Here is a 20,295-nt window from a genome sequence, read left to right as displayed (position 1 = left end):
GGGCGTGTTATCACTGACCTGCCGATCCGCAGTGAAGGAACCGCCATGGTCGCCGACGCCCTGACCCGTTCGCCCGCCTGGATCGCCCTGGCGGAACACCGTGCCGCACTGCAAGCAACGCCGATGCGGGCGCTGTTCGCGGACGATCCGCAACGGGCCGGGCGGTTCACCCTGCGGCTGGGCGACATGCTGCTGGACTACGCGAAGAACCGCACCACCGACCGGACGCTCGCGCTGCTGATGGACCTGGCCCGTGCCCAGGATCTGGAGGGCTGGCGCGACCGCATGTTCGCGGGCGAGCGGATCAACACCACCGAGGACCGGGCGGTGCTGCACACCGCCCTGCGCAACCGCTCCGACCGGCCGGTCCGGGTGGACGGGCATGACGTGATGCCGGAGGTGCGCGCCGTGCTCGACCGCATGGCCGGCTTTGCCGACCGCGTCCGCAGCGGCGCCTGGACCGGCCGCACCGGCCGTCCCATCACCGACATCGTGAACATCGGCATCGGCGGCTCCGACCTGGGGCCGGCGATGGCGACGCTGGCGCTGACGCCCTGGCACCATCCGCGGCTGACGGCGCACTTCGTCTCCAACGTGGACGGCACCCACATCGCCGAGGTGCTGAAGCGGGTGGACCCGGAGACGACGCTGTTCATCGTCGCCTCCAAGACCTTCACGACGCAGGAGACCCTGACCAACGCGCACAGCGCGCGGGACTGGTTCCTGGGCTCCGGCGCGGCGGAGGACGACATCGCCCGGCATTTCGTCGCCGTCTCCACCAACGAGGCGGAGGTGCGGAAGTTCGGCATCGACCCGGATAACATGTTCGGCTTCTGGGACTGGGTCGGCGGCCGCTACAGCCTGTGGTCGGCCATCGGCCTGCCGCTGATGCTGATGATCGGACCGGATGCTTTCACGGAGTTCCTGGCCGGCGGCCACGCCATGGACGAGCATTTCCGGACCGCGCCCCTGGAGCGGAACATGCCGGTGCTGCTGGGCATGCTGGGCGTCTGGTACGTCAACTTCTGGGGGGCGTCGGCCCATGCCGTGCTGCCCTACGACCAGTACCTCGCGCGCTTTCCGGCCTATCTCCAGCAGCTCGACATGGAGAGCAACGGCAAGGGCGTGGACCGTAACGGCAATCCCGTGGACTACGACACCGGCCCGGTCATCTTCGGCGAGCCGGGCACCAACGGGCAGCACGCCTTCTACCAGCTCATTCACCAGGGGACGCGGCTGATCCCCTGCGATTTCATCGCCACGGCGGAGACGCTGAACCCGATCGGCCGGCACCACCCGATCCTGCTGTCCAACGCGCTGGCGCAGACCGAGGCGCTGATGCGCGGCAGGACGGCGGCGGAGGCGCGGGCCGAACTGGCGGCGGAAGGGCGCAGCGGCACGGACCTGGAGTCGCTGCTGCCGCACAAGCTGTTCCCCGGCAACCGGCCGACCAACACGATCCTGCTGAAGCGGTTGGACCCGCACGCGCTGGGCATGCTGATCGCGCTCTACGAGCACAAGGTCTTCGTCCAGGGCATCGTCTGGAACATCAACAGCTTCGACCAGTGGGGGGTGGAACTGGGCAAGCAGCTTGCCAAGGCCATCCTGCCGGAGCTAGAGGGCGGTCCCGCCCGGCCGCACGATGCCAGCACCGCGGGGCTGATCGCCGCGATCAAGGCGGCGCAGGGCTGAGACACGGCCTCGTCTTTTCCGGCGCGCCGGTTGCAGAGTACGGCCGTTGCAAAGGCCGTCGCGCTTCCGGCATGCTCTCTTCCGGGGAGGTCGGCGGCCCGCCGGCCGGGGCACCGTGGCGCGCACCATGATGGAGAAACGCCAGCTCGTCCGCATCACCCAGGACCAGCTCGACCAGGTGATCGAACGGCACGAGATGTTCCGCAACGCCCGCACGGGCGGGGCGCGCGCCGTGCTGTCGCATTCCGATCTCTCGGGCCTGTCGCTCGCCGGCCGCGATCTTGCCCATGCCGACTTCACCGCTGCCGCGCTGCATGCCGCCGATCTGGCCGGCACGGTGCTGGACTGCGCCACCCTCTATGCCTGTGACCTGCGGCAGGCGGACCTGACCGGCGCCTCGCTGGTGAAGGCCGATCTGCGCGGGGCCAGCCTGCGGGGCGCCGACCTGACCGGCGCCAACCTGTTCGACGCCGACCTCCAGGACGGGTCGCTGGCCTCGAAGCAGAAGGACGGCGGGACCGTCGTGCTGGCGATCGAGAAGCGGCCGTCCGACCTGCAAGGGGCCAATCTCTCCAACGCCAACCTGACCAACGCCCGCCTCTCCGGGGCGGTGGCACTGCACACGGACTTCAGCGATGCCGTCATGCGCGGAACCCGTCTGATCCGGGCCAATCTGCGCAACGCCACCCTGAACGGCGCCATCCTGGAGGGGGCGGACCTGTCCGGGGCCGACGCGCGTGGGGCCAGCCTGCGCGGGGCCGTGCTGACCGGCGCCACCATGACGCTGACGGAACTGGCGGGGGCCGACCTCAGCGGGGCGCTGACCGACAGGCCGGCGGGCAAGGCGCTGGACACGCTGGCCCGCCCACTAGCGGACCTGCTGAAGCTGCACGCCCTCTGGGTCGGCAGCGCCGGGCAGGAGGGCATGCCGCTGGACCTCTCGGGCATCGACGTGCGCGGGGCCGGATCGCTGTCGCGCCAGTGCCTGACCCGTCTGGTCGCCTGCGGAGCCATCTTCTACGGCGTGGACCTGTCCGGCGCGCAGATCCAGGTGGGGCAGCTCCAGGATGCCGACCTGCGTGGCGCCGACCTCGCGGCGGCCGATCTGCGCGGCATCAATCTGCGCAACGCGAAGCTGAACAATGCCGACCTGCGCGGCGCCAACCTGGATGTTCTCCAGATCGACGAGAAGCGCCACGTCCCCAGCGACCTGTCGGGGATCCGGATGCGTTATGCGGACCTGACGGGCGCGCGCCTGACCAGGGCGAAGCTGGTCGGCGCCGATCTCTCCTTCGCCGATCTCTCCCAGGCCGATCTGCGGGGGGCCGATCTCGGCCGCGCCGTGCTGACCGGGGCGAAGCTGGACCGGACCCAGCTTGCCGGCGCGATCCTGGAAGGGGCGACCGGCCTGCCGCCGGGCGTCGCCTGAACCCGCGCGGGGCGCGCTACCGCCGCTCCCGGAAGAAGCGGCGCAGCAGGTCCGCCGCCTCCCTCTCCGCGATGCCGCCATAGACGTCGGGCGCATGGTGGCAGGTCGCCTGGGCGAAGAAGCGCGGGCCGTGGTCCACGCCGCCGCCCTTGGGGTCGTAGGCGCCGAAATAGACCCGGCGCAGCCGCGCGAAGCTGATCGCCGCGGCGCACATCGCGCAGGGCTCCAGCGTGACGTAGAGGTCGAAGCCCGGCAGCCGCGGCGCCCCCAGGGCGGTGCAGGCGGCGCGGATCGCCAGCACCTCCGCATGCGCCGTGGGATCGGCCAGTTCCTCCGTCCGGTTGCCGGCCGCGGCGACGACGGCCCCGCTGGCCGGGTCCACGATCACGGCGCCCACGGGCACCTCGCCCCGCCGGCCGGCGGCCTCGGCCTCGGCCAGGGCCCGCCGCATGGCGGGGGTCGGAGCGGAAAAGGGGATGTCGCCGGGGCTCATGGCGCGGCAGGCTGCGCATCCCGGTTGCCGGCGTCAAGCCCGCCGGACCTGGAACGCCGGACCTGGAACGCCGGCGGGGAACGCCGGGCCCCCGGCTCCTGTTGGCGGGGCGGACCGAAACGGAGGAGGAGCCGGCCATGGCCCAGCAGGCACAGACCGCGCAGCCGGGGGACGACCGGGCGGAGAAGCTCTGGCACATGATCAAGGACGTGGACGTCGCCATGATGACCACGCATGACGGGGGGCTGCTGCGCTCCCGCCCGATGTGGACCTTGCAGAGCCAGGGGTTCGACGGGCGGCTGCACTTCTTCACCCGTGCCTCCTCCGCCAAGGCGGCAGAGATCGGGCGCGACCACGAGGTGGCGCTGAGCTATGCCGATCCGACGTCCCAGAGCTATGTCAGCGTTTCCGGCACGGCCCGCCTCGGCCGCGACGGGGACCTGATCCGGCGTTTCTGGGCGGAGCCGATGCGGACCTGGTTTCCGCAGGGCCCCGACGACCCGGATCTGGCCTTGCTGACGGTGGAGGTGGCGGCGGCGGAGTACTGGGACAGCCCGTCCAGCACGATGGTCCACCTCTACGGCTACGCCAAGGCGGCCCTGACCGGCAGGTCGCCGCACCCCGGCGACACCGCCAGGCTGGATTTCCAGGGCGGCAGCACCCCGGCGGGCGGGCGGCCCGCCTGATCCCGCGCCGGAGCCGCGGCGGCGCTTGCGGGCCAGCCGCGGGCGGCGCTTGCGGGGCGGTCGGCCGACGCGTATTGTCCCGCGCCATGTCCCAGGACCCTGCCGACCTGCCCGATCCGGACCATCCCGAGGATGGCCCGGACGCCACCGCTTCCGCCCCCGACGACCAGGGCGGGGAGCGCATCTCCAAGCGCCTCTCCCGCGCCGGTCTGTGCTCGCGCCGTGACGCCGAACGCTGGATCGCCGAAGGGCGGGTCAGCGTCAACGGCCGCGTGCTGGACACGCCGGCCGTCACCGTCCGCCCCGGCGACCGCATCGTCGTGGACGGCCAGCCCGTGCCCGAGCCGGAGCCGACCCGCGTCTGGCGCTACCACAAGCCCGACGGGCTGGTGACGACGGCGCGCGACGAGAAGGGCCGGCCGACGGTGTTCGACAACCTGCCGCCGGAGCTGCCGCGCGTCGTCTCCGTCGGCCGCCTGGACCTGACCTCCGAAGGGCTGCTGCTGCTGACCAACGACGGCGCGCTGGCCCGCCACCTGGAGTTGCCGGCCACCGGCTGGCTGCGGCGCTACCGGGTCCGCGTCCATGGCGCGCCCGACGAGGCGCAGATCGCCAAGCTGGCGCAGGGCATCATCGTGGAGGGCGTCGAGTACGGCCCGATCGAGACCGTCGTGGACCGCAGCGTCGGCGCCAACACCTGGCTGACCGTCAGCCTGCGTGAGGGCCGCAACCGCGAGGTCCGCCGGGTGATGGAGCATCTGGGGCTGCCCGTCTCCCGCCTGATCCGCGTCGCCTACGGCCCGTTCCAGCTCGGCAAGCTGGAGCCCGGCCAGGTGGAGGAGGTGCCACGCCGCGTCCTGCGCGACCAGCTTCCGGGATTCTTCACCGCCGATGACGCCGCTGCCGCCGACGGTCGCCCCGCGGCCGGGCCGGTGCGGATGCGCTACGACCGTCTGCCGCGCGCCGCCCGCGACGCGGCCCCGCCGTCCGCCACCAAGGGCGGCCGCGGGCCCGAACGGGATGCCGGTGGGCGGGAGGAATCCCGCCGGGACCCGCGCGCGAAGCCCAGCGCCCGCGCCGCCCGCGAGTCCGTGCAGCGGATCCTGGGCGGCAGCCGTCCACCCGAGCGGGAAAGACCCGCCGGCCGTCCCCGGCCGGAGGAGCGCGCGGCCCTGCGCGCCGAAGGGCGGAGCGAGGGGCGCGACCGGGACTTCCGGCGGCAGGACGATACCCGGCAGGACGGGGAGTCCCGGCGGAGTGCCGCGCCGCGCGGCCCGCGCCGGCCCGGCGGGTTCCGCGACCGGCCGGAGGCGGCTCCGGGCGGGGAGGAGGCGCGCCAGCCCGGCGCCGGCATCCGCCTGCGCTCCACCCGCCGCACCCGCCCCGGCTACGAGACGGAGCGGCGCGAGCGCGAGGCCGAGCGCCGCCAGCAGGACCGGACCCAGGCCGGCCCCGACCGGGCGCCGCGCGGTCCGGACGAACGCCGCTTCACCGAACGCTCCGAGGGGCGGGGCGGGCGCGGCGACTTCCAGGAGCAGCGCCGCGAGCGCGGCCCGGGCGGCGCATCCCGGGGCGGTCCCGACCGGGGGCCGCGGGGCTTCGGCGATGACCGGGCCAGGGGTGATCGTCCGGGGGGCGACCGTCCGAGGGGCGACAGGTCCGGCCGTGACAGGCCAGGTGGGGACAGGCCGGGCGGGGACCGGCCAGGCAGGCCGCGTCCGGGCGGGCCGGGAGGCAAGGGTGCGGATCGTCGGCGGTAGGCACCGCGGCCGGCGCATCGCGCCGCCCGTGGGCCGCGATGTCCGCCCGACCTCCGACCGCACGCGGGAGAGCCTGTTCAACATCCTGGCCCATGGCGGCTGGGGGGCGGGCGGCGCCTCCCCGCTGGTGGACGCGGTCGTGCTCGACGCCTTCTGCGGCACCGGCGCGCTGGGGCTGGAGGCGCTGTCGCGCGGTGCGGCGCAGGCCGTGCTGCTGGACCGCAACCGCGCCTCCCTGGACCTCGCCCGGAGCAATGCCGGGCAGTTGGGGGAGGCGGTGGCCTGCCGCTTCCTGCTGGCGGATGCGCTGAAGCCGCCGCCGGCGTCCGCACCGGCCGACATCCTCTTCCTCGACCCGCCCTACGGCCAGGACCTCGCCCCGCGGGCGCTCGCGGCCCTGGCCGGGGCCGGCTGGGTCCGGCCGGGGGCGCTGGCCTGCGTCGAGGTCGGCGACCGCGACCCCTTCACCCCGCCCGCCGGTTTCGAACCCCTGGACGAACGCACCTACAGCCACGCCCGGCTGCTGTTCCTGCGGGCGGGGTGAGGGGGCGCCGAGGCGACGTCACGGCGATTCCGGGGTATGCTCCGGCCTGCGGGTCTGCGATGGTTGCAAACCCAAGCGCCTGGGTTCATGCTGTGCCCAACATTGCCAAGGGACCCGGATTCCGGATCGACGTCCTGACGAACGGGGAGCATTGCCCGCCGCACGTTCATGTCGACTGCCCTGGGGAGGGCTGGGTGGCGCGCTTCACCTTCTCCTTCGTCAGCGACCGGATCGCCCTCTGGGACATCGTTCCGGTCAGGAAGCGGCCGACCGCGGCGGTCCTGGAGTCCGTCCGTGCCATCATCGCGGCGAACCTGAAGCGGGCCAGGGATGCTTGGTGGGGCAGCCTGCCCCGGCTCGGCACCTGCCTGGAGAACCGCTGGGTAGACCTTGCCGGCGGGGGCATCGCGGTTCTGGACCGGCGGCAGCCGGGGCCGGGCGTGGTTCAGGTGGTCCGGGCGGCCTACGATCCCGGGACGGGAACCGTTCGCTGCACGTTCAGCGATGGCTCCGACCGTCTGGTCGGGCCGTGAGGAGGGGAACATGGACATCGATGGACCGATCACCGGACAGGACGTGGAACGGGCGATCGTCGCCGGTGCTGCGCGCCGGTCCTCGTCCGCCTGGGCCGCGGATGTCGCGGTCGATGCGGCGGGGGGGCGGTTGCTGCTGACCTTGTCCTCGGGTGCGGTCCTGGGTATTCCGCTGGCCGCCGTTGACGCCTTCCGCGGCGTGCCGCTGGCGGATCTGGCGGGGCTCGAACTCGGGACCGGCGGCATGGCCCTCTATCTGGACAGCCGCGACATCCAGCTCGACGTGCTGGCGCTGGTCCGGCCCTTCATACCGGTGCCGCTGGCCGCCGCTGTCACCGCCAGCCGGGGCGGACAGGCGACCACGGCCGCGAAGCAGCAGGCGGCCCGCCTCAACGGTGCCAAGGGCGGCCGCCCCCGCAGGAAGGCCGCCACGCCCTGACAGGCCCTCACCGCCGGCCGAACAGGCGTTCGATGTCGGCGAGTTTCAGTTCCACGTAGGTCGGGCGGCCGTGGTTGCACTGGCCGGAATGGGGGGTGGCCTCCATCTGGCGGAGCAGGGCGTTCATCTCGTCCGCGTTCATCGGCCGGCCGGCGCGGACGGAGCCGTGGCAGGCCATGCGGGAGCAGACGGCTTCCAGCCGTTCCTTCAGGGCCAGCGCGTCGCCCAGTTCGGCCAGCTCGTCCGCCAGATCGCGCACCAGCCCCCGCACGTCGGCGCGGGCGCCCAGCAGGGCCGGCACCTCGCGCACGACGACGCAGCCGGTGCCGAACGGCTCCAGCACCAGCCCCAGCTCGGCCAGCTCCGCCGTCCGCTCGCCCAGCCGCTCCGCGTCGGCCGGGTCCAGCTCCACCACCTCGGGGATCAGCAGACCCTGACGCTTCACGCCGCCGGCCAGCAGGTCGTGCTTCATCCGCTCATAGACCAGCCGCTCGTGCGCGGCGTGCTGGTCCACGATGACGATGCCGTCCTCCGTCTGGGCCACGATGTAGGTGGTGTGGAGCTGCGCCCGCGCCGCGCCCAGCGGGAAGGCCCGCGCCGGCTCCGCGCCGGGCGCCGCCTCCACCGGGGCGGCGGGGTGCAGGCCGTCCGGGGGGGCCGGGACCGGCGGTCCCGGCAACGGTGCGTTGAAGGCCAGCGCCATCTCCGCCAGCCCGCGCGGCACGGCGGCGGAGGCGAACCCGCCGGCCGGGCGCTGCCAGGGCAGGGCGGGCTGCATGGTCGGCGGCGGCGCGTCGTGCGGGGCGAAGCTGGCCAGCGTCGCCGCGGCGACGCCCGTGCTGGCGCGGTGCCCGGCCTGGGCCAGCGCATGCTTCAGCGCGCCCACGATCAGCCCGCGCACCAGCGCCTGGTCGCGGAAGCGCACCTCCGTCTTGGCCGGGTGGACATTGACGTCCACCTCCTCCGGCGGCAGTTCCAGGAACAGCGCCAGCATCGGATGCCGCTCGCGCGCCAGGAAGTCGGCATAGGCGCCGCGCACGGCCCCCACCAGCAGCCGGTCCTTCACCGGGCGGCCGTTGACGAACAGGTACTGCCCGGCGGCGGTGGGCCGGTTCAGGGTGGGCAGGCCGATATGCCCGACCAGCCGCACCGGACCGCGGGCGGCGTCCACCGGCAGGGCGTTCTCCTGGAACTCCCGGCCCAGCACGGCACCCAGCCGTTCCAGCCGCGCCTCCATCAGGTCGCCCGTGGCGGCGGGCAGGCGCAGCGGCGTGCGGCCGTCGTCGGTCAGCAGGAAGGTGACATGGGGATGGGCCATGGCCAGCCGCGCCACCGCATCGCGCGCATGCTCGCCTTCGGTGCGGTTGCCCTTCAGGAACTTCAGCCGGGCCGGCGTGGCATAGAACAGGTCGCGCACCTCGATCCGGGTGCCGAAGCCGCCGGCCGCCGGCATCACCGGGCCCCTGGCCCCGCCCTCCACCAGGATGGTGTGGGCGCTGTCGGCGCCGCGCGGGCGGGAGGTGAGGGTCAGCCGGCTGACCGCGCCGATGCTGGGCAGCGCCTCGCCGCGGAAGCCCAGGGTGCGGATGTGGGTCAGGTCGTCGTCCGGCAGCTTGGAGGTGGCGTGCCGCTCCACCGCCAGCTCAAGCTCTTCCGGTGCCATGCCGCAGCCATCGTCGGCGACGCCGATCAGGGCCTTGCCGCCGTCGCGCAGCACCACCTCGATGCGGCCGGCGCCGGCGTCGAGCGCGTTCTCCACCAGCTCCTTGACGGCGGCGGCGGGCCGCTCCACCACCTCGCCGGCGGCGATGCGGTTGACCAGGGTCTCGGGCAGGCGGCGAAGCGTCGGCATCCCCAACATTTAGCAGCCGGGGGCGCCGCTTTCCAGGGCGGCACGCAAGGGATTGTGTCCGCTGGGGATTCTGTCTCCCCGCCGCCCCGCCCTGGCGGGGGACTACCGCGGCCGCTTCCGCGCCACCAGCACGAAGCCGTCCACCGGCACGCCGCCGTCCAGCCGTAGCGTCTCCCGCGCCAGATCGCTGACCGCCAGCCCGGCGGCCTCCGCCGCGGTGCGCAGATGCGCCTCGGAATGGGCGTAGCGGCCGCTGGGCAGAAGCTCCACGCCGGTCGGTCCGGCCAGGGCCTCGGTGGCCGCGGCGAACACGCCGCCCGTCTCCAGCGCCCCGGCCACGGCCGCGAACAGGGGACCCACGTCGCCGAGGGCGGGCAGCAGATCACCCGCCACCACCAGATCGTAGGCGGCGGGCGCGTCGGCCAGATGCTCCGCCGGGGCGCGCGCCTCCAGCCTGTCATACAGGCCGCGGTCGCCGGCGCCGGCGATCCGGGCGGGGGACGTGTCCACCCCCACCAGCGTCGTGGCATAGGGCTTCAGCCAGGGCGCCAGCAGACCGTCGCCGCAGCCGGCGTCCAGCACGGACAGGGCGCCCGCGGCCGGGGGCAGGGCGGCGGACACCGCTTCCTTCAGCAGCTCCGGCACGCGGCTCTCCGTCGCTTCCGGTGCCGCATCGACGGTCGGAGCGGGGATCGCCCGGGCACCGGTCTCCGGTGCGGCCGGCCCCCCGTCGGCCGGTGCGCCCTCGGCCGGTGCCGACACCCCGTCCGCCAGGGCGGCGGCCATGCGGGCTGCGGTGGCGTTCTGCGGGAACGCGGTCCGCCACGCTTCCGCCAGGGCGCTGGCCTTGCCGGCATCGCTGCGGGCCAGGGCCCGGAGGGCGAGGCCAAGCTGGTCGTGGATGGCCTCCACCCCCGGCACCAGCCGCAGCGCCTCCAGATACTGTCCCGCCGCCCCGGCGAAGTCGCCCGACTCCTCCAGCAGGCGGCCGATGGCGTAGGTCGCCTCCGGGAAACGGGGCTGGCGCTCCAGGCAGGCACGGAAGGCCGCCAGCGCCGCCTCGCGCCGGCCGCTCCGGGCGTAGAGCGTCGCCAGATTGAAGCGCGGTTCCACCAGATCCGGCCGGGCGGCCAGGGCGCGCTCCCACGCCTCCTCCGCGCCGGGCAGGTTGCCGGTGCGCTGGTGCACCAGACCCAGCCCGACCCAGGCGTCGGCGAAGCCGGGGTCCAGGGTCGCCGCCCGCTCCAGCGACTCCGCGGCTTCCGACAGATCGCCGCGGTTCAGCAGCGCCATCCCCAGATTGTGGTGCGGTGCCGGCTGGTCCGGCCGCAGGGCGCGCGCCTTCTTCAGCGCATGCACGGCATCGTCCAGCCGGCCCAGCCCCTGGAGGGCGGCGCCCAGGTTGGACCAGGCGATGCGCACCTCCGGATGGTCGGCATAGGCCTTGGTGATGCGGCGGTAGAGATCCGCCGCCTCCCGCACCCGGCCCTGCTTGTGCAGGCCCGTCGCCACCTTCATGTCGGCGGCGAAGCGCTGGGCGATGTCGGGCGCCTTCTGGATGGCCGCGATGCGGCGGCGCCGCTCCTGGCGGTTCGGGCCAGCGGGACGGGCGGGGGACGGGGGCTGGCGGGTCATCGGTCGGCTGTCGCTGCGGGAAGGACGGTGCGCCTTCTTAGCAGCCGTCCGCCGCGGCGGGTAGGCCCTCGCGCGGGAGAAGGGTGGAACCGGGGAAAGCGATGGGGCGGAAAGAAACGAGGGCGGAAAAGGAACGGGGCCGGCCGGGATGGTCCCGACCGGCCCCGCCTTCTACGGTAGCCGTAGACGTAGCCGCTTGCGGAGGTGATCCGCCAGCGGACCCCGCCGTCGTCAGTGCGCGCGCACCGCCGGGACGGAGAGATCCGTGCGGGTCCGCGAAGGGGTACGAGACATCGGATCACCTCCTTTCTGCTGGTTTCGCCAGGGCCCCACAGTTGGGCGATCCGGCGCGCAGGTCAAGGAAGATTCATCCGGGCGCGGAAATATCTGCTTCTTCGGATTTGAAGGTTGGTCTGCCCGATCCATTCTGACCTTGGCCTTTCCGACCCTATTGGCTAAAATAGCAGTCATTAAATGGTTTAACGATCAGAAAAGCAGGCGTTACGGTGAGTGAACCCCGCTCCTACTCCCGCGGAACGAACGTCGCTGCGAGGCTTCTTGGCGAGCAGGTGCGCGTGGCCCGCAGGGAGAGGCGCTGGAGTGAGGCAGATCTGGCCGAGCGCATCGGTGTGTCCAGGGCCACCCTCCAGAAGATCGAGAAGGGCGATCCCAGCGTAACCCTCGGCATCGCCTTCGAGGCCTGCACCATCCTGGGCATCCCGCTCCTGGGGGCGGACGATACCGACGCGCAGGCGCTCCACAGCCGCCACATCGCGGACAGGCTGGCCCTGCTCCCGAAACGGATACGCAGACCCCGACCGGTGAGCGATGAGTTCTGAGCGCGACGCCTATGTCTGGATCTGGCTGCCCGGACAGACGGAGCCGGTCGTCTGCGGCCGTTTGATCGACCGCGCCGGCCGGCTGAGCTTCATCTACGGCCGGAGCTATCTCGACCGGCCGGACGCCATCCCGATCTATACGCCGGAGCTGCCCCTTCGGCGCGGGGAACAGGAACCTCTCGGAACGCTGAGCCTGCCGAGCTGCATCCGGGATGCATCCCCCGACGCCTGGGGCCGGCGGGTCATCATCAACCGCTTGATGGGACAGACGGGCGCTGCGGCCGAGGCCGTCGAACCTGGAGAACTGACCTTCCTGCTGGAGTCGGGGTCCGACCGCATCGGCGCGCTGGATTTCCAGGCCTCGCCCACAGCGTATGTGCCACGCTCGGCAGCGAACGCCTCTCTGGAGGAACTGCTGGAGGCGGCGAACCGTGTCGAACAGGGTCTTCCGCTGAACCCTGACCTGGACCGCGCGCTCTATCACGGCACCTCCATCGGCGGCGCCCGGCCGAAGGCGCTGATCGATCAGGCGGATCGCAAGTGGATCGCCAAGTTCTCCGCCAGCAACGACACCTACAGCGTGGTGAAGGCGGAATTCATCGCCATGCGACTTGCGGCCCTTGCCGGCCTGCATGTCGCACCGGTCCGGATGGTGCGGGCGGTCCATCGGGACGTGCTGCTGGTCGAACGCTTCGACCGTGTCCGCAGCGCTGGAGGCTGGACACGCACGGCCCTGGTGTCCGCGCTCACGCTCCAGGGGCTGGACGAGATGGAGGCGCGCTACGCCAGCTACGACCTGCTGGCCGAAATCGTCCGGCACCGCTTCCACCAGCCGAAGGCGACGCTGCGGGAACTCTTCGGTCGGATCGTCTTCAACATCCTGGTGGGCAACACCGACGATCACGCCCGCAATCATGCCGCCTTCTGGGATGGCACAATGCTCACGCTGACGCCGGCCTATGACATCTGTCCCCAGGCCCGGACCGGCCGGGAGGCGGGGCAGGCGATGCTGATCGCCGGCAGCGACCGTTCCAGCCGCATTGCGACCTGTCTCGCCGCGGCCCCGATCTTCCATCTGTCAAAGGCCGACGCGCTCCACATCGTCGAAGGACAGGTGACGACCATCGGCGACAACTGGCAGGCAGTCTGTGACGAAGCCGAGCTGACCGTTGCCGACCGCCGCCTGTTCTGGGGACGCCAGTTCCTCAATCCATTCGCTTTCGACGGGCTGGACGGGACAAGCCCCCGACTTCGCGTACCGGGAACCTGACGTCGGGGAGGCCGCCGGGCCTAGCCCCGCTCCAGCGCCCGCCAGCCGATGTCGCGGCGGCAGAAGCCCTCGGGCCAGTCGATCAGGTCCACGGCGGCATAGGCCTGACGCTGGGCGTCGATGATGGTGCGGGCGCTGGCGGTCACGCCCAGGACGCGGCCGCCGGTCGCCAGCACGCGGCCGTCCGCGGCCCGCGTCGTGCCGGCGTGGAAGACCACCGCGTCCTCGATCTCCGCCGCCCGGTCCAGGCCGCGGATTTCCGTGCCCTTCACATAGTCGCCGGGGTAGCCTTCGGCCGCCATGACGACGCACAGCGCCACCTCCTCCCGCCAGCGCAGGGAGACGTGGTCGAGCTGTCCGTCGGCCGCGGCGACCAGGGCCGACAGCAGGTCCGAGGTCAGGCGGCGGCAGATCACCTGGCATTCCGGGTCGCCGAAGCGGGCGTTGAACTCCAGCAGCTTCGGCACGGGCTGCCCGTCGGGGCCGGGCACCACCATGATCCCGGCGAACAGCACGCCGGTGAAGGGCCGGCCCTCCGCCGCCATGCCGCGCACGGCGGGCTCCACGATCTCCGCCATGATGCGGCGCTCCAGCTCGGGCGTCAGCACCGGGGCGGGGGAATAGGCACCCATGCCGCCGGTGTTCGGCCCGCGGTCGCCGTCGAAGGCGCGCTTGTGGTCCTGTGCGCCCGCCAGCGGCAGGGCGGTGGTGCCGTCGCAGAGCGCGAAGAAGCTGGCCTCCTCGCCGTCCAGGAACTCCTCGATCACCAGCTCGGCCCCGGCGGCACCGAACCGGCCGCCGACCAGCAGATCGTCCACCGCGGCCTCGGCCTCCGCCACCGTCTGGCAGATCACCACCCCCTTGCCGGCGGCCAGCCCGTCGGCCTTCACCACGATGGGGGCGCCGGTGCGGCGCACGAACGCCTTGGCGGCGTCGGCATCGCGGAAGCGGCCGTAGGCGGCCGTCGGGATGCCGTGCCGGGCGCAGAGATCCTTCATGAAGCCCTTGGAGCCCTCGATCTCGGCGGCCGCCTGCGACGGGCCGAACGCCTTGATCCCGGCCTCCGCCAGCCGGTCCACCAGACCCGCCACCAGCGGCTGCTCCGGCCCGACGACGACGAAGTCCACCGCGTTCGCCTGGGCGAAGGCGACCAGCCCGGCCACGTCGTCGGCGGCGAGGGGTACGCACTCCGCCGCCTGCGCGATGCCGGCATTGCCGGGCGCGCACCAGAGCTTGTCGCACAGGGGAGAGGCCGCGATGGCCCAGCACAGCGCATGCTCGCGCCCGCCGCTGCCCACCACCAGAACCTTCATCGCCGCCTCCCGCCTGAGAAAATCCGTTTTCGCCGCGCCGGACCTGCCGCCCGGATCAGCGCGGCACCCGCTCTAGCACCCGGGCGCAGAGCTTCGCAACCTCCGCCGGGGTCCAGGCCAGGGTGGCCTCACCCACCGCCAGTTCGGTGAAGCTCCAGCCCGGCACGGTCGTTCCGCCGACGCGCACCCCGGCCCAGATGCCCTCGTCGCGGGCGAGGCCGGTCAGCGCCTGTTCCAGCCCCGCCGGCGGCGCGTCCCACAGGATCTGGAAGCTGTTGCAGTGGGGCGTGCCGGGATTGACCCGCAGGCCCGGCACCGTTGCCAGGGCGTCGGCGATGGCGCGGGCGTGCCGGTGGTAGAGCCCCATGCGCGGCAGGTGCCGGTCCAGCCCGTCCAGCGCGCTCAGCACCAGCGGCCAGGCGGTGAACAGGTTGCCGCCGAAGCGCGAACGCCAGACCCTCGTCGCGGCGATCACGTCCTCCGGACCGGCCAGGACGCAGCCGCCCAGCCCGCCCAGCCCCTTGTAGAAGGAGACATAGACCGTGTCCGCCAGGGCGGCGATGGCGGCCAGCGGCCGGTCCAGCCAGGGCTGCACCTCCCACAGCCGGGCGCCGTCCAGATGCAGCGGCACGCCGCGGTCGCGGCACCAGCCGGCGATGGTCTCCAGGTCCTCCCAGCCGGTGGCCTGGAAGGCGGTGCGGCGCAGCGGCAGCTCCAGGCTGACCGCGGCCAGCGGGTCCGTCACCGCCGCCAGCTCCGCCGGCGTGAAGGGGCGGTGGTCCGGCCCGACGCGGCAGAGCCGCAGCGGCGTCAGCCGCTCGATGGCGTCGGACTCGTCGCAGGCGATGTGCGTCTTCGGATGCAGCGCCACGGTCTGCCGCCCGGTCCGGGCGGCATGGACCAGCAGGGCGGCCTGCTGCGCCACCACGCCCTTGTGGAAGAACAGGGCGGCCGGCTTGCCCAGCAGCTCGGCGCAGCGCCGCTCCAGCAGGGTGATCGCCGGCCCTTCGTTGTATTCGTCCAGGCGCAGGTCCAGGTGCGGCGACGCCGCCAGCGAGTCCAGCCAGCGCCGCGCCGTCGCGGGGCCGTGGCCGGGCAGGAAGCGGGTGCAGCGGGCGCGCAGGTCGGCGGGGCTGTCGGCGGTCATGGCGGGCACCTGAGTCGGGAGCACGGCCCTTGCTGGCACGGAACGCCCGGCGGCGCCAGTCATCCGTGCGGTGCGTCCCTGTGGCGAGGGGGCCGGCGACCGGGCGCGTCGGGCCGGGCTTCCCGCGGCGGGCGCTCCTGGCCTAGGATCGCCGCCCTTTCAATCGAGGATGATGATGGACACGACCTGCCCCAACTGCGCCTCCGGCCACGCCTACAGCGACGGCACCCTCTGGAACTGCCCGGACTGCGGCCATGAATGGAACCCGCAGACCGAAACGGCCGGGGCGGCGGAGGAGACGGCGCCGGCCGTGCGCGACGCCAACGGCAACGCGCTGGCCGACGGGGACAGCGTCACCGTCATCAAGGACCTGAAGGTCAAGGGCTCGTCCCTGGTGGTCAAGGGTGGCACCAAGGTGAAGAACATCCGCCTGACCGACGGGGCCGACGGCCACAACATCGCCTGCAAGATCGACGGCATCGGCGCCATGAACCTGAAGTCGGAATTCGTGAAGAAGGCCTGAGGCCGGCCCGGCGGGTCCGTCCCGCCGGCTTCCCTTCCGCACCGCTTCCGGAGCCAGTCTCCGGAGTCGGGGCCGGACCGGCCTGACCGGCCGCGGCTCTGCCGCGCCGCCGGAGCGGCGGCGTGCGGGGCGGGCATCGTGTGGAAATCAGGGGGGAGAAGAGCGGGCGGCCTGCGCGGAAGTGGGGTCCGTGGTGCAGGCCGCCCGCCTTTCCGGTCCACGCCGACCCCGGTGAGGGGCGGGATTGGGGACGGAGCGGCCGGTCAACCCGGGTTTCTGCGGCGGAGGGGCGGCACCACCGCGAAACCCGTGTACAGTAATCTTGAAACTGCCGTTCAATGTCAATAGGGTTTTCTCTGCGTCTTGGTGGAGGGGCCTGTCCGGGTCTCCACCGGCGCCGGTGGCCGGGACAGAAACCCCGGTATTGTCGGGGTTTCTGTTGTTTCTCCGCCACCGCTTGCATAGATAGGTCTGCGCCGGTGGACGGGTTCCGTCGCCGGCGCGCGCGATGGGAGAGATGTGATGCCGGCTGAACCGGAACGGGCGGCGGCGATCCGCGACGACCTGCGCAGGCAGGCGGGCCGTTGGCTGAAGGCCCAGCGCGAAGCCGCGGGCCTGACCCAGGCCGACGTGGCCGAACGTCTGGGCCTGCGCTACTACACCTTCGTCTCGCAGGTGGAGGGAGGCCATGGACGCATCCCTCCCGAGCATTACGAGGGCTGGGCGCAGGCCGTGGGGCTCGACGCGCGTATTTTCGCCAAGATGATCTTGCGCTATTACGATCCCGAGATGCACCGGCTGCTCTTTCCGGAGGAGGCGGCGGTCCCGGTTCCCAGCCGTGCCGCTTCCGGCGGAGGCTCGGCCGCCTGAGCGCGCCGTCCTCCCGGCGGCCTGACGCGTTGTTCAGCCTGTAGGTTCCCGTGGGCGACATCGTTCCCTTCATCCGGTCCGCCTTGCAGACCCGCTCCTGGTCCGAACAGGAGAAGGGCGAGCTGTACCTGCTGGCCAGCCGCCTGGGCAGCGGCCTGTCGCCGTTCGAGACGGCGATGGGGGCCGGCGACCAGGGCGACCCCTGGTTCATCGTGAAGTCGGTGGAGACGGGCGAGGTGCTGGTCCACATCGCCCGCATCGGCGGGCGCTGCGTCGTCCACCATGTCTCCGCCGATCTGGTCTCGGAAGATGCCGATCTCCGTCAGGCTCTGCGCGGGGTCTTCGGCACGCTGATGCCGGAGCAGCGGCGCAACGCCGAAGTGTCGTGGAAGCTGGTCACCCCGGCCCTGATGGCGATGATCCTGGTGGCGGACTTCCTGGTCCGCAGCGAGACGGCCGAGGCCGCCCCCCTGCCGGTGCCGGAAACGGATGCCCTTCCGCTCACCCCCCCTCCGGCAGAAGACACGGCCGACCGCCCCGTCGATGCGGCGACCTTGCTGCCCCTCGCGCTTCCCCTGCGCGGCGGGGATGCCGACGACAGCCGCGGCTTCGCGCTCGCCTCCCTGGCCGTGCTCGGTCCGACCGCGGACCGGCCGACCGTCCCGGTGCCGGTTCCTGCATCGGACCCGCCGGCCGCGGCCGCGCCCCCGGTCGGGGATGCCCTGGACGCCAGGGCCGACGCGCCCGGCCTTCACCTGACCGGCGGGGATGGCGACGACAGCCTGACCGGCGGAGACGGAAACGATACGCTGGAGGGCGGCGCTGGCAACGACACCCTGATCGGCGGGGACGGCGACGACAGCCTGTCCGGCGGCGACGGGGACGACCTGCTGCTCGGCGGGGCCGGGAACGACGTGCTGGACGGCGGGGCCGGGAACGACACCCTGCTGGGCGGCCCGGGGGACGACACGCTGGACGGCGGCGGGGGCCTTGATCTGCTGCTCGCCGGGGACGGCGACGACACCCTGATCGTGACCGAAGGCACCGTGGCCGCCGGCGGCCGGGGCGCCGACCGTTTCGTCTTCCGTCTGGCGGAGGGCTGGGACGCGGCGCCGGACGCGCCCCGACCTGCTGCCGTGATCCTGGATTTCGACCGTGACGAGGGCGACCGCCTGGACTTCGGTGGCGGCCGCCTGATCGACCAGAAGCTGCTGGACGCGCTGCCCGGGCCGGTGGCCGACCTGCTGGCCGGGGTGCTGCACGAGCACGGCAACGTCGAGGGGCGGTCGCAGCAGCCCGGAATGTTCGCCAGCGGCGAGCGGGCCGGCGTGGCGACCGACGACACCATCGGCACGACTACGGCCACCGACACGGCCACGGCAGCGTCGCCGTCGCGTCCGGGCCTCATCCACAGCGTGGACATCGATCTCACCGGCGATGGCATCTCCGACCTGACCGTCATCATCATCGCCAGAGCTGCCCTGACGGAGTCCGATCTGGGCTGACCGCCCCGGTTCCTCCGGGGTGCCCGCCCCCCGTTCCCGTCATCCGGGCCCCCCCCGTGCGGCGGGGTATCGCCGGTCCCCCGGGCGCGGCTATGATCCCGCCCCCGTTCCCGCCCGTCACCCCCGATCCCCCGCCCATGAGCCACGATCCGGCCGACCTGCCGCCCCGCACCGGCTCCAACCTGCCGGAGATGTCCGTGGGCGATCTCGCCCGCGCGCTGAAGCGCACGGTGGAGGACGCCTACGGCTATGTCCGCGTGCGCGGCGAGATCAGCCAGCCGAAGCGCCACAGCTCCGGCCATGTCTATCTGCGCCTGAAGGACGAGACGGCGGTGCTGGAGGCCGTCTGCTGGAAGGGCGTGGCCGCCCGGCTGTCGGTCCGGCCCGAGGAGGGGATGGAGGTGGTCTGCACCGGCCGCCTGACCACCTATCCCGGCCGCAGCCAGTACCAGCTCGTGATCGAGACGATGGAACTGGCGGGGGAGGGCGCGCTTCTCAAGATGCTGGAGGAGCGCAAGCGCCGGCTGGCGGCGGAGGGGCTGTTCGCGCCCGAGCGCAAGAAGCCGCTGCCCTTCCTGCCCGAGGTGATCGGCGTCGTCACCAGCCCCACGGGGGCCGTGATCCGGGACATCCTGCACCGGCTGGCCGACCGCTTCCCCCGCCATGTCCTGCTCTGGCCCGTGGCGGTGCAGGGGGAGGGGGCGGCGGACCAGGTCGCCCGCGCCATCGCCGGTTTCAACGCCATCGCCCCCGCCGGGCCGGTGCCGCGGCCGGACCTCATCATCGTGGCGCGCGGCGGCGGCAGCCTGGAAGACCTGATGCCCTTCAACGAGGAGGCGGTGGTGCGCGCGGCCGCGGCCAGCGCCATCCCGCTGATCTCCGCCGTCGGGCACGAGACGGACACCACGCTGATCGACTTCGCGTCGGACCGCCGCGCGCCGACCCCCACCGCCGCGGCGGAGATGGCGGTGCCGGTGCGGACCGAGCTGCTGGCCCAGGTGCTGGACGACGGCCGCCGGCTGCACCAGTGCCTGTCGCGGGCGATCGACATCCGCCGCAACCATGTGGAGGGGCTGGGCCGCGGCCTGGGCGATCCGCGCGCCCTGCTGGAGGGCTGCGTGCAGCGCCTGGACGACCGGGCCGAGCGTCTGGAGCTGTCGCTGCGCACGGGACTGGAGCGGCGGCATGCGGCCGTGCAGCAGCTCGGCATCAAGCTGCGCCACCCGCGTGAGGTGATCGGGCTGGCTGCCGCCCGGGCCGATGCCGCCGGCCGTGCCCTGCGCGCCGGCTTCGACCGGGCGCTGACCGTCGAGCAGGGGCGCTTCCACCGGGTGGCCGACCGGCTGTCCCCGCTGCCGTTGCGCCGGCAGATCGAGACCGGCCGGGACAGGCTGGACGCTCTGCCGCCGCGGCTCGACCACGCCCATGCCCGGCGCCTGGATCAGGCGGGACAGCGGCTGGCGGCGCTGGGGCAGCTCCTGGAGAGCTACAGCTACAAGGGCGTGCTGGAGCGGGGTTTCGTCCTGGTCGCCGATGCCGAGGGACGTCCCCTCACCCGCGCCGCCGACACCGCCCCCGGCCAGCCGGTGGCGCTGCGCTTCGCCGACGGCACCGTCGGCGCGGTGGTGGACGGCGCGGCTCCGGGGGCGTCTCCGGCCGCGAGGATCCGGGCCGGCAAGGCAAAGGCGGACCAGGGCAGCCTGTTCTGACGCGGAGGCATCCTCGGCCGGCAACCTCGGCCGGGGGGCGACGTTCATCCGATGTG

General features: G+C 73.1%; 18 protein-coding genes. 13 read left to right on the top strand and 5 right to left on the bottom strand.

Features of this window, described 5'->3' with window-relative positions; all coding sequences use genetic code 11:
• Positions 1 to 45 precede the first annotated feature (45 nt).
• Both pgi and ACFQPS_RS18480 read left to right on the top strand, forming a co-directional pair.
• On the top strand, positions 46 to 1,692 hold the full coding sequence (pgi, locus tag ACFQPS_RS18485; RefSeq protein WP_377360699.1) for a glucose-6-phosphate isomerase: 1,647 nt from the start codon (positions 46 to 48) through the stop codon (positions 1,690 to 1,692).
• A gap of 127 nt (positions 1,693 to 1,819) precedes the next feature.
• On the top strand, positions 1,820 to 3,121 hold the full coding sequence (locus ACFQPS_RS18480) for a pentapeptide repeat-containing protein (protein ID WP_377360698.1): 1,302 nt from the start codon (positions 1,820 to 1,822) through the stop codon (positions 3,119 to 3,121).
• 16 nt (positions 3,122 to 3,137) lie between these two features.
• Here ACFQPS_RS18480 and ACFQPS_RS18475 read toward each other — a convergent pair whose 3' ends face one another.
• Positions 3,138 to 3,614 carry a nucleoside deaminase gene (locus tag ACFQPS_RS18475; RefSeq protein WP_417715222.1) on the bottom strand — a complete coding sequence of 159 codons (477 nt, stop codon included), beginning with the start codon at positions 3,612 to 3,614 and terminating at the stop codon, positions 3,138 to 3,140.
• A gap of 137 nt (positions 3,615 to 3,751) precedes the next feature.
• On the opposite strand from ACFQPS_RS18475, the gene ACFQPS_RS18470 reads away from it, so the two are divergent.
• The 5 genes from ACFQPS_RS18470 to ACFQPS_RS18450 all read left to right on the top strand — a co-directional run bounded on the left by ACFQPS_RS18470 (position 3,752) and on the right by ACFQPS_RS18450 (position 7,576).
• Complete coding sequence (locus tag ACFQPS_RS18470; RefSeq protein WP_377360697.1) at positions 3,752 to 4,300, top strand: pyridoxamine 5'-phosphate oxidase family protein; 549 nt, start codon at positions 3,752 to 3,754, stop codon at positions 4,298 to 4,300.
• An 86-nt stretch (positions 4,301 to 4,386) separates the two neighbouring features.
• Positions 4,387 to 6,060 (top strand): pseudouridine synthase, encoded by a 1,674-nt coding sequence (locus tag ACFQPS_RS18465; protein WP_377360696.1) that lies wholly within the window; start codon positions 4,387 to 4,389, stop codon positions 6,058 to 6,060.
• Entirely contained in the window at positions 6,041 to 6,604 is a 564-nt protein-coding gene (locus tag ACFQPS_RS18460) for an RsmD family RNA methyltransferase (protein ID WP_377360695.1), read from the top strand. Before ACFQPS_RS18465 ends, ACFQPS_RS18460 begins: the two co-directional genes overlap by 20 nt.
• A 194-nt stretch (positions 6,605 to 6,798) precedes the next feature.
• The gene (locus ACFQPS_RS18455; RefSeq protein WP_377360694.1) at positions 6,799 to 7,137 is read left to right on the top strand and encodes a hypothetical protein; all 339 of its coding nucleotides are present in this window, start codon (positions 6,799 to 6,801) and stop codon (positions 7,135 to 7,137) included.
• A gap of 10 nt (positions 7,138 to 7,147) precedes the next feature.
• Complete coding sequence (locus ACFQPS_RS18450; protein ID WP_377360693.1) at positions 7,148 to 7,576, top strand: DUF2442 domain-containing protein; 429 nt, start codon at positions 7,148 to 7,150, stop codon at positions 7,574 to 7,576.
• A gap of 7 nt (positions 7,577 to 7,583) precedes the next feature.
• On the opposite strand, the gene mutL is transcribed toward ACFQPS_RS18450, so the two are convergent.
• Positions 7,584 to 9,428 (bottom strand): DNA mismatch repair endonuclease MutL, encoded by a 1,845-nt coding sequence (gene mutL, locus ACFQPS_RS18445; protein WP_377360692.1) that lies wholly within the window; start codon positions 9,426 to 9,428, stop codon positions 7,584 to 7,586.
• 102 nt (positions 9,429 to 9,530) lie between these two features.
• On the bottom strand, positions 9,531 to 11,063 hold the full coding sequence (locus ACFQPS_RS18440) for a tetratricopeptide repeat protein (protein ID WP_377360691.1): 1,533 nt from the start codon (positions 11,061 to 11,063) through the stop codon (positions 9,531 to 9,533).
• Between the two features lie 506 nt (positions 11,064 to 11,569).
• Here ACFQPS_RS18440 and ACFQPS_RS18435 point away from each other — a divergent pair.
• Complete coding sequence (locus ACFQPS_RS18435; protein WP_377360690.1) at positions 11,570 to 11,902, top strand: helix-turn-helix transcriptional regulator; 333 nt, start codon at positions 11,570 to 11,572, stop codon at positions 11,900 to 11,902.
• Positions 11,892 to 13,172: a type II toxin-antitoxin system HipA family toxin gene (locus ACFQPS_RS18430; protein WP_377360689.1), complete on the top strand. Its 1,281-nt coding sequence runs from the start codon at positions 11,892 to 11,894 to the stop codon at positions 13,170 to 13,172. The genes ACFQPS_RS18435 and ACFQPS_RS18430 overlap by 11 nt, the downstream gene beginning before the upstream one ends.
• A gap of 20 nt (positions 13,173 to 13,192) precedes the next feature.
• On the opposite strand, the gene purD is transcribed toward ACFQPS_RS18430, so the two are convergent.
• Together purD and ACFQPS_RS18420 are read right to left on the bottom strand one after the other, a co-directional pair.
• Positions 13,193 to 14,485 (bottom strand): phosphoribosylamine--glycine ligase, encoded by a 1,293-nt coding sequence (gene purD, locus ACFQPS_RS18425; RefSeq protein WP_377360688.1) that lies wholly within the window; start codon positions 14,483 to 14,485, stop codon positions 13,193 to 13,195.
• A 55-nt stretch (positions 14,486 to 14,540) separates the two neighbouring features.
• Positions 14,541 to 15,632 (bottom strand): threonine aldolase family protein, encoded by a 1,092-nt coding sequence (locus tag ACFQPS_RS18420; RefSeq protein WP_377360687.1) that lies wholly within the window; start codon positions 15,630 to 15,632, stop codon positions 14,541 to 14,543.
• A 169-nt stretch (positions 15,633 to 15,801) separates the two neighbouring features.
• On the opposite strand from ACFQPS_RS18420, the gene ACFQPS_RS18415 reads away from it, so the two are divergent.
• From ACFQPS_RS18415 to xseA, 4 genes are all read left to right on the top strand, one after another.
• On the top strand, positions 15,802 to 16,155 hold the full coding sequence (locus tag ACFQPS_RS18415; protein WP_377360686.1) for a zinc ribbon domain-containing protein YjdM: 354 nt from the start codon (positions 15,802 to 15,804) through the stop codon (positions 16,153 to 16,155).
• A 522-nt stretch (positions 16,156 to 16,677) separates the two neighbouring features.
• Positions 16,678 to 17,025: a helix-turn-helix domain-containing protein gene (locus ACFQPS_RS18410; protein WP_377360685.1), complete on the top strand. Its 348-nt coding sequence runs from the start codon at positions 16,678 to 16,680 to the stop codon at positions 17,023 to 17,025.
• A 50-nt stretch (positions 17,026 to 17,075) separates the two neighbouring features.
• A complete protein-coding gene (locus ACFQPS_RS18405; RefSeq protein WP_377360684.1) occupies positions 17,076 to 18,530 on the top strand; it encodes a calcium-binding protein in 1,455 nt (484 codons plus the stop codon).
• A 137-nt stretch (positions 18,531 to 18,667) separates the two neighbouring features.
• Positions 18,668 to 20,239, top strand: coding sequence for an exodeoxyribonuclease VII large subunit (xseA, locus tag ACFQPS_RS18400; RefSeq protein ID WP_377360683.1), 1,572 nt, complete (start codon positions 18,668 to 18,670; stop codon positions 20,237 to 20,239).
• Positions 20,240 to 20,295: the final 56 nt, after the last annotated feature.

This window comes from Rhodocista pekingensis (assembly GCF_042665545.1).
Taxonomy (GTDB): Bacteria; Pseudomonadota; Alphaproteobacteria; order Azospirillales; family Azospirillaceae; genus Rhodocista; species Rhodocista pekingensis.
The sequence above is the reverse complement of the archived record's forward strand: the minus strand, read 5'-3'. Positions and strand labels throughout refer to the sequence as shown.